Origin of the sequence: Nostoc sp. NMS7, assembly GCF_017115085.1 — a bacterium.
Taxonomy (GTDB): domain Bacteria; phylum Cyanobacteriota; class Cyanobacteriia; order Cyanobacteriales; family Nostocaceae; genus Nostoc.
Window position 1 is genome coordinate 1 of sequence record NZ_JABXKJ010000067.1, and the last position, 6,923, is coordinate 6,923.

Sequence of the window (6,923 nt, forward strand, 5' to 3'; positions counted from 1 at the left end):
ATGTCAATAATTGCAATGCTTTTAGTAATTTTTTAATACAATTTTTAATATCCTTTTGAATTTGTAACTAATAATTTAGCATAACAAGTACTGAAGAACCGTTATTTTTTCTCTAACTACTAATTTATAGCGTTTCCTGATCAGATGAGGCACATCATAGCCCAAGGCGAACGCACGGGATTTCTGAAACCCCTGCTGAATAAGGATCTTGATGAAAAAAGAGGCCAAATTATAAAACGCCCAAACCCGTGCTATTAAAGGATTCTTATACTTTAGATGCGTTTGCCCTGCATCATAGCCCCCTCATCGCTTGCGGGGAGGGGGTTGGGGGTGGGGTTCTTTTATCTCACAAGGTTTGAAAACGGCAATAGCTTTTTACAATTTATACAATAATTTTATTAATGCTGTCGAAATAAATTGTCATCTTGATAAAATTTTAGCTTTGAAAAAATTCATATTGATTTAGAGGAAACTGTAAATCAGCTAAAATAATTATGAGATTCTCTCTCGAATTTGACTAAAGATGAAATATAACAGCATTGATGAACTCTTCAGAAATAATCAGGCTTGGGTTGCCGATAAACTAGCTTTAAACCCAACTTACTTTCAAGAATTATCTAACGGACAAACACCACCTTTTCTATACATCGGCTGTTCTGATAGTCGTCTGGCATTAACAAGCTTTACCCGTACAGAACCAGGAGAATTATTTGTACATCGTAATATTGCCAATCAAGTTTCTCTGACAGATATTAACTTTTTAGCCGTTTTAGAATACGCAATTTTACATCTTAGGGTGGAACATATTATCGTTTGTGGTCACTACGATTGCGGAGGAATTAAGGCAGCTTTAGAAGGAAGAACCATCGGAATTCTTGATAACTGGGTAAATCCGATTCGAGAACTGTATTTAGAGAAACAAGAAGAAATTGATACCTTGCCAACAAGAGAAGATCGTCTGAATCGTTTGGCGGAAATCAATGTTGTGGCGCAAGTAAAAAATCTTTATCAAACTTCCATCATGCGCCAGGTACTCTATGAGCGAAAAGCGCCTATGGTTCATGGCTGGGTACTAGATATAGGCACTGGTTTGATCAAAGATTTGAAGGTTTCTACTGTGCAATGGCAATTACACATCTGCCCCTTGCTTCTAGAGTTTAGACTCTATGCCATGTTAAAAAATGAGAGTTAATTCGGTATTTGCTGCCATACAAATATAGATTGAGGACGTGATAAATCGTGTCTTTACAACTTTTATTTCAAGTAAAATAAATAGTTTTTTTTCGCCCCAATATTATAATATTTACGTCAAACTTCTAAATTATTTTAGATTTTTGTCCAATTAGAGTTACGAATACAAGGATGGCGTTATCCCTTTGACTAACGCATCGTCACAGATTAGATATAACGTCTCTACAAGGGTTTCAGATCACGCATCATTAATTTATGGAGATGTCTATTAGATCAATATCGTGCATTAAGGAAGTAACGCACTCTACAAGTTGGATATTTTTTTAATTGGAAGTCTCTAATGGATTCTGGCGGATGAATTATTCTTTAATAATTTGCAGACATCCAACTCATAACCCTTTATATAGAGGCAATTCATGAATTGCCTCTATCCCAAAATTACTCAGAATCAGTAAAACCGAGATTGGTACACCCAACCTACCCCCACAAAAAATTATTTCTTATAAATTATCCACACTGCATGAATAATCCCAGGAATGTAACCAAAAAGCGTCAAAACTATATTAATCCAAAAATCTATACCCAAACCTACTTGCAAAAAAACTCCTAAAGGCGGTAAGAAAATGGCACACAGAAGACGAACTAAATCCATTTGAACCTCCTGTTAATCTTACAAAAGACAGCTTGTCGGCGAAGTGATTCGCCACTGCTCAAGTATATTTGTACCTCTCAAAGATAACATTGCCGAACTAAATCTAGGTCACGGTTAAGATGCGGGAAACCGCACTCAAGATTAGCCACCGCTAATTTTAGCTTTATAACCTAGCTTGGTCAAAATCTCGACAATTTTCTGCTTGTGTTCGCCCTGAATTTCAATCTCGTTGTCTTTAATTGTCCCACCTGTCCCACACTGGCTTTTCAACTGCTTCACCAAATCTGCCAAGGTTTCCGGTTTGGCTTGAAAACCGCTAATCACTGTGACGGTTTTGCCTTTGCGTCCTTTGCGGGAAGCTTGTACTTTAAGATTTTGTTGTTGTGCGGGTAGTTCTGGAACTGGTCTTTCTGTGGCGGCGGAGTTGTCGTTGCCAAATTCGCGGTAGACAAAACCTTTATCGGAAGATTTGGGATTGGAAGAAGACATAAAATGAATGTTTAAGAAAAATTTCAAAGGCAAGGGAACCAGACTTTTCTATAATAATTAAGTTATTCCCTTCATCAAAATCAGCCCGTGACTACTACTCCCCTTTCTCCAACTTCAACTGCTCAGGTTCCCGATACGCTAGGTCGCTTTGGACGCTTTGGCGGTAAGTATGTACCTGAAACGCTGATGCCTGCTCTTACTGAACTAGAAACAGTTTATCAGCAATACCGTAATGATCCTGGTTTTCAAGCAGAACTACAGCAGTTGTTACGGGACTATGTAGGACGTGCCACACCATTGTATTTCGCTGAACGCCTGACTGCTCATTATGCCCGACCCGATCGCACCGGACCGCAAATTTACTTAAAGCGCGAGGATTTAAATCATACTGGCTCTCACAAAATCAATAATGCCCTTGGTCAGGTATTGTTGGCAAAGCGCATGGGTAAGCAACGGATTATTGCCGAAACGGGTGCTGGACAACATGGAGTTGCCACAGCCACAGTTTGCGCTCGTTTTGGGTTGGAATGCATAATTTACATGGGCGTTCATGACATGGAACGCCAAGCTTTGAATGTCTTCAGAATGCAGTTGATGGGGGCAGAAGTGCGTCCGGTGGAGGCAGGTACGGGAACCTTGAAGGATGCGACTTCTGAAGCAATCCGCGATTGGGTGACAAATGTGGAAACGACTCACTACATCCTGGGTTCGGTAGCAGGGCCTCATCCTTACCCGATGATGGTACGTGATTTTCATGCAGTAATTGGTCAAGAAACTCGCGCCCAAGCAATGGAAAAGTGGGGTGTATTGCCTGATATTCTCTTGGCTTGTGTTGGTGGTGGTTCCAATGCTATGGGACTATTCTATGAGTTTCTCAATGAGTCTTCTATACGGTTAATTGGGGTTGAAGCAGCCGGAGAAGGTGTCAATACCCCAAAACACGCAGCAACCTTGACAAAAGGACGAGTTGGTGTATTGCATGGAGCAATGAGCTATCTCCTGCAAGATGAGGATGGGCAAATTATTGAGGCACACTCAATTAGTGCGGGGTTAGATTATCCTGGTGTGGGTCCAGAACATAGTTATTTGAAGGATGCTGGTCGCGCTGAATACTATAGTGTGACTGATGCACAAGCTTTGGCGGCATTCCAGCGATTGTCGAAATTGGAGGGGATTATCCCGGCATTGGAAACAGCCCATGCGATCGCCTACCTGGAAAGCCTATGTCCCCAACTTACCAACAGTCCCCGGATTGTAATTAACTGCTCTGGACGCGGCGATAAGGATGTACAAACAGTAGCCAAGTTATTAAATGATGCGTAAATATACATAAAATTTTGGCGCAAAAGCAATTATGCATCAACAATTCCAATATGCTATGCTACCGCAACCCACTTACGACGAGTTGGCACGCCAAAATTTACTGCAAGGAGAGTGAACAGTGGCGTGCGGAATATATTGCGCGGGTGTTGCGCGTGGTACAGAAAGAGTTAGAAACCCTCAACCAAAGCTAGTCGCCCAGAGGTTTTAGGGACTGACAAAAAATAAATCATCCCAAATTATTTCTACATTTGTCGGGGCGTATTGCAATACGCCTCTACGATGGGATATTTTTTTAACTGGAACTCCCTTGCTGGAGATATTTATGCCATTTGCCATTTATGTAGAAATAATCATACTACTGCTAGAGCATTCGCCATAAATAAGATTACATCCTATTTGAAGTAAGTAATAATACTTAAAATATTGCGGAAAATTGGGTCAGAAACATAATTTTTGGACAGGCGATGCCTACGCCTAATCTTGATACGCATCATTCATTCTTGCCCGATTAGCTCAAAAAAGATTAAATTTTATACCTAAGTATTTGTTAATATTTAAGCATAATTACTAATTGACAAAATTCATGTTCTTTTAACCTGCCACGGATGATGGTAGAGATCAATTTTTTATAAACAGCACAATTGTCTCGTAAGATCGCGGATTTAAACGTTTAATGGTAGTTTTTGAACAGAAAATGCCATAACCAAAACTATATAGACATATAAGCAATTTGTCATACTGACATTACTTTAGTTAGATTGTTGACAACTTTACTTTCAGCAAATGATTAAGACAACAATCTATAGCGTTGCTTTAGGCACTATCATTCTCAGTAGTGGGGCGATCGCTACTCCTGTAATAAATCCAACTTTTACGCCGACATCTTCAAATGTATCAAATAATGCTGTTCAGATCGTAGCATCTAACATCAACACTGCTGGTCTAGAACAGTCGGTTTTCAACCAAATTAATAACTACAGAGCTTCCCAAGGGCTAGCAAACCTGACTCGTAATTCTGCCATTGATAATCAAGCCAGGATTCATAGTCAAAACATGGCTAATGGGAAAGTTACCTTTGGACATACGGGATTTTCAGAACGGATTCAAGCAATCGGTATTTCTTACAGAGCAGCTGGTGAAAATGTTGCTTACAACCAGGGATATACTGCTCCTGCCAAAACAGCTGTTGAAGGCTGGCTCAAAAGTCCAGGGCATCTAGCCAATATTAAAGGCAATTATAATCAGACGGGGATTGGTGTCGCTAGCAACAGTCAAGGTGAAATCTACTTTACACAAATTTTCCTTCGCTGATAGATTTGGGAAAATTTAGGTTTTTTCTCAAATTCCCCAGACTTCAGTTTGTTAGCAAAGCTTTTACGAATAATGTAGTTTAAATGACATTTGTCTATCGAATACTACATTATTTTTTAGTAATTCATAAAAATCTTAAATTCTCAGCAAAAATAACTGTGATTTTCATGCAATTGACCGATTGAAGTATTGACAATTGGAAATGATTGTTTGTATATGCGATACAAGAATATAGCCAAATTGCCGAAATTCATCAACCCTTAATAGTATCGTGGTATATATCCTCGGAACAATAAGGTACAGTAGAAGTCTTATATCTCTACACATTACGCAATTCTCCATGTTCCGACAAACTGCTTTTGGCATCGCTTTAAGTGCGCTTGTCCTTGCTAGTGGATTAACGACTGTTCCGATCCCAAATTATCCTTCAACGAATACATCCACCCGTAATAAGCTGTTGTCGCTTTTTTCTAGTCAGGCTGCAATATCGACTCCTACTTTTAAAACTACTGAGCTAGAAAAATCAGTATTTGATGAAATTAATCGATATCGGACTTCTAAAGGACTGCCAAAGTTAACTTTAAATGCAAATATCACTCGACAGGCAAGAATTCATAGTCAAAACATGGCTAAAGGTAAAACCCCATTTAGTCATCAAGGATTTGAACGGCGAGTCAAAGCTATCCCTCTTCGCTACAACAGCGCGGCGGAAAATGTTGCTTTCAACCGGGGATATAGCAACCCTGTGGACGAAGCTGTTACTGGTTGGATCAACAGTCCCGGACATTTAAAGAATCTTAAAGGAAATTACAACCTGACTGGAATTGGCGTTGCTACTAATAATCAAGGCGATGTCTACCTTACACAACTTTTTTTCCACACTAGGTAGATTTAATTTCTGATGTTTTTGCACAATAATAATCTAGTGTCTGACAAGACTTTTGTCTGCTGGACACTGCTATTATTTTTAAACAATTCATGACATTACAAGATTTTCAGGTGAGCGATCGCGATCTCAGTGACGCAGCCCTTAGCCAGTATTTAGAATCAGCAGCGATCGCAGTTGATACAGAAACAATGGGATTATTGCCACTGCGCGATCGATTGTGTCTTGTCCAGCTGTGCAACCAATCCGGGAAAGTGACTGCAATCCGCATAGCCAAAGGACAAGCTGACGCTCCAAACTTAAAAAAACTCTTGGAAGCCGCAAATGTTGTAAAAGTGTTTCACTTTGCTCGCTTTGACCTAGCCACTTTGAGAGCTAATTTGGAGATTCAGGTTCAGCCCACTTTTTGCACCAAGATTGCTAGTAAATTAGCCCGTACTTACACAAATCGCCACGGACTCAAAGATGTGGTACAAGAGTTAGAACAAGTGGAACTGGATAAAAGCTCTCAAAGTTCTGATTGGGGTAACGCCGCTAGTTTAACAGAAGCTCAACTGAGTTATGCTGCCAATGATGTGCGCTACTTACTTAGTGTGCAACAAAAGCTAATAGAAATGCTCAAACGAGAAGAACGTTGGGAAATTGCTCAAGAATGTTTTGAATTTTTGCCAACAATTGTTTCCTTGGATTTGTTGCAATTTAAGGATTTGTTTGAACATTGATCAAACAATAAACCTCTTGCAAAAAAAGCATCAATTTTGGCAAATTGCCCTACGCCCAGCACACGCTACGCCAAAAGACTAGTACCGCAAGGCGGAATTCCAAATTCCAAATTCAAATAGGTATACAGGGTAGGCGTTTCATGGTAACAGAGCCGTTCGACAGGTCTTAGCCTGAGCCCTTCGACAAGCTCAGGGTAACACTTGCCGAAGAGCTTACTGTAATACTTGCCGTTGGCGTGGTCACTGAGCCTTGCCGTACCACTTCGTGGAAGCAAGCTACGCGCAGCGCGATGCCCTGAGCTTGCCGTTCGCGCAGCGTCTCGTAGAGAAGGGTCTCGTAGAGAAGTGC

8 protein-coding genes are annotated in these 6,923 nt (G+C 40.3%); 5 read left to right on the plus strand and 3 right to left on the minus strand.

Annotation, left to right across the window (positions count from 1 at the left end; translation table 11 throughout):
- Positions 1-523: 523 nt before the first annotated feature.
- On the plus strand, positions 524-1,192 hold the full coding sequence (locus tag HWQ38_RS05930; RefSeq protein ID WP_292791066.1) for a carbonic anhydrase: 669 nt from the start codon (positions 524-526) through the stop codon (positions 1,190-1,192).
- A 492-nt stretch (positions 1,193-1,684) separates the two neighbouring features.
- Here HWQ38_RS05930 and HWQ38_RS05935 read toward each other — a convergent pair whose 3' ends face one another.
- Both HWQ38_RS05935 and HWQ38_RS05940 read right to left on the minus strand, forming a co-directional pair.
- The gene (locus HWQ38_RS05935) at positions 1,685-1,843 is read right to left on the minus strand and encodes a YqaE/Pmp3 family membrane protein (RefSeq protein ID WP_292791070.1); all 159 of its coding nucleotides are present in this window, start codon (positions 1,841-1,843) and stop codon (positions 1,685-1,687) included.
- 141 nt (positions 1,844-1,984) lie between these two features.
- Complete coding sequence (locus HWQ38_RS05940; protein WP_292791073.1) at positions 1,985-2,332, minus strand: translation initiation factor; 348 nt, start codon at positions 2,330-2,332, stop codon at positions 1,985-1,987.
- Between the two features lie 87 nt (positions 2,333-2,419).
- On the opposite strand from HWQ38_RS05940, the gene trpB reads away from it, so the two are divergent.
- The 4 genes from trpB (at position 2,420) to HWQ38_RS05960 (ending at position 6,574) form a co-directional block, all read left to right on the plus strand.
- A complete protein-coding gene (gene trpB, locus HWQ38_RS05945; protein WP_292791076.1) occupies positions 2,420-3,655 on the plus strand; it encodes a tryptophan synthase subunit beta in 1,236 nt (411 codons plus the stop codon).
- A gap of 783 nt (positions 3,656-4,438) precedes the next feature.
- On the plus strand, positions 4,439-4,966 hold the full coding sequence (locus HWQ38_RS05950) for a CAP domain-containing protein (RefSeq protein WP_292791078.1): 528 nt from the start codon (positions 4,439-4,441) through the stop codon (positions 4,964-4,966).
- Positions 4,967-5,306: 340 nt separating this feature from the next.
- A complete protein-coding gene (locus tag HWQ38_RS05955; RefSeq protein WP_292791081.1) occupies positions 5,307-5,855 on the plus strand; it encodes a CAP domain-containing protein in 549 nt (182 codons plus the stop codon).
- Between the two features lie 89 nt (positions 5,856-5,944).
- On the plus strand, positions 5,945-6,574 hold the full coding sequence (locus tag HWQ38_RS05960; RefSeq protein ID WP_292791084.1) for a ribonuclease H-like domain-containing protein: 630 nt from the start codon (positions 5,945-5,947) through the stop codon (positions 6,572-6,574).
- A 166-nt stretch (positions 6,575-6,740) separates the two neighbouring features.
- On the opposite strand, the gene HWQ38_RS05965 is transcribed toward HWQ38_RS05960, so the two are convergent.
- Positions 6,741-6,923: hypothetical protein (locus HWQ38_RS05965; RefSeq protein ID WP_292791087.1), on the minus strand; the 183-nt coding region annotated here is incomplete at its 5' end.

Bases quoted from the DNA above. Each gene is read 5' to 3' on its own strand.
- HWQ38_RS05930 (WP_292791066.1), top strand. From the start codon at position 524: ATGAAATATAACAGCATTGATGAACTCTTCAGAAATAATCAGGCTTGG.
- HWQ38_RS05935 (WP_292791070.1), bottom strand. From the start codon at position 1,843: ATGGATTTAGTTCGTCTTCTGTGTGCCATTTTCTTACCGCCTTTAGGA.
- HWQ38_RS05940 (WP_292791073.1), bottom strand. From the start codon at position 2,332: ATGTCTTCTTCCAATCCCAAATCTTCCGATAAAGGTTTTGTCTACCGC.
- HWQ38_RS05950 (WP_292791078.1), top strand. From the start codon at position 4,439: ATGATTAAGACAACAATCTATAGCGTTGCTTTAGGCACTATCATTCTC.
- HWQ38_RS05955 (WP_292791081.1), top strand. From the start codon at position 5,307: ATGTTCCGACAAACTGCTTTTGGCATCGCTTTAAGTGCGCTTGTCCTT.
- HWQ38_RS05960 (WP_292791084.1), top strand. From the start codon at position 5,945: ATGACATTACAAGATTTTCAGGTGAGCGATCGCGATCTCAGTGACGCA.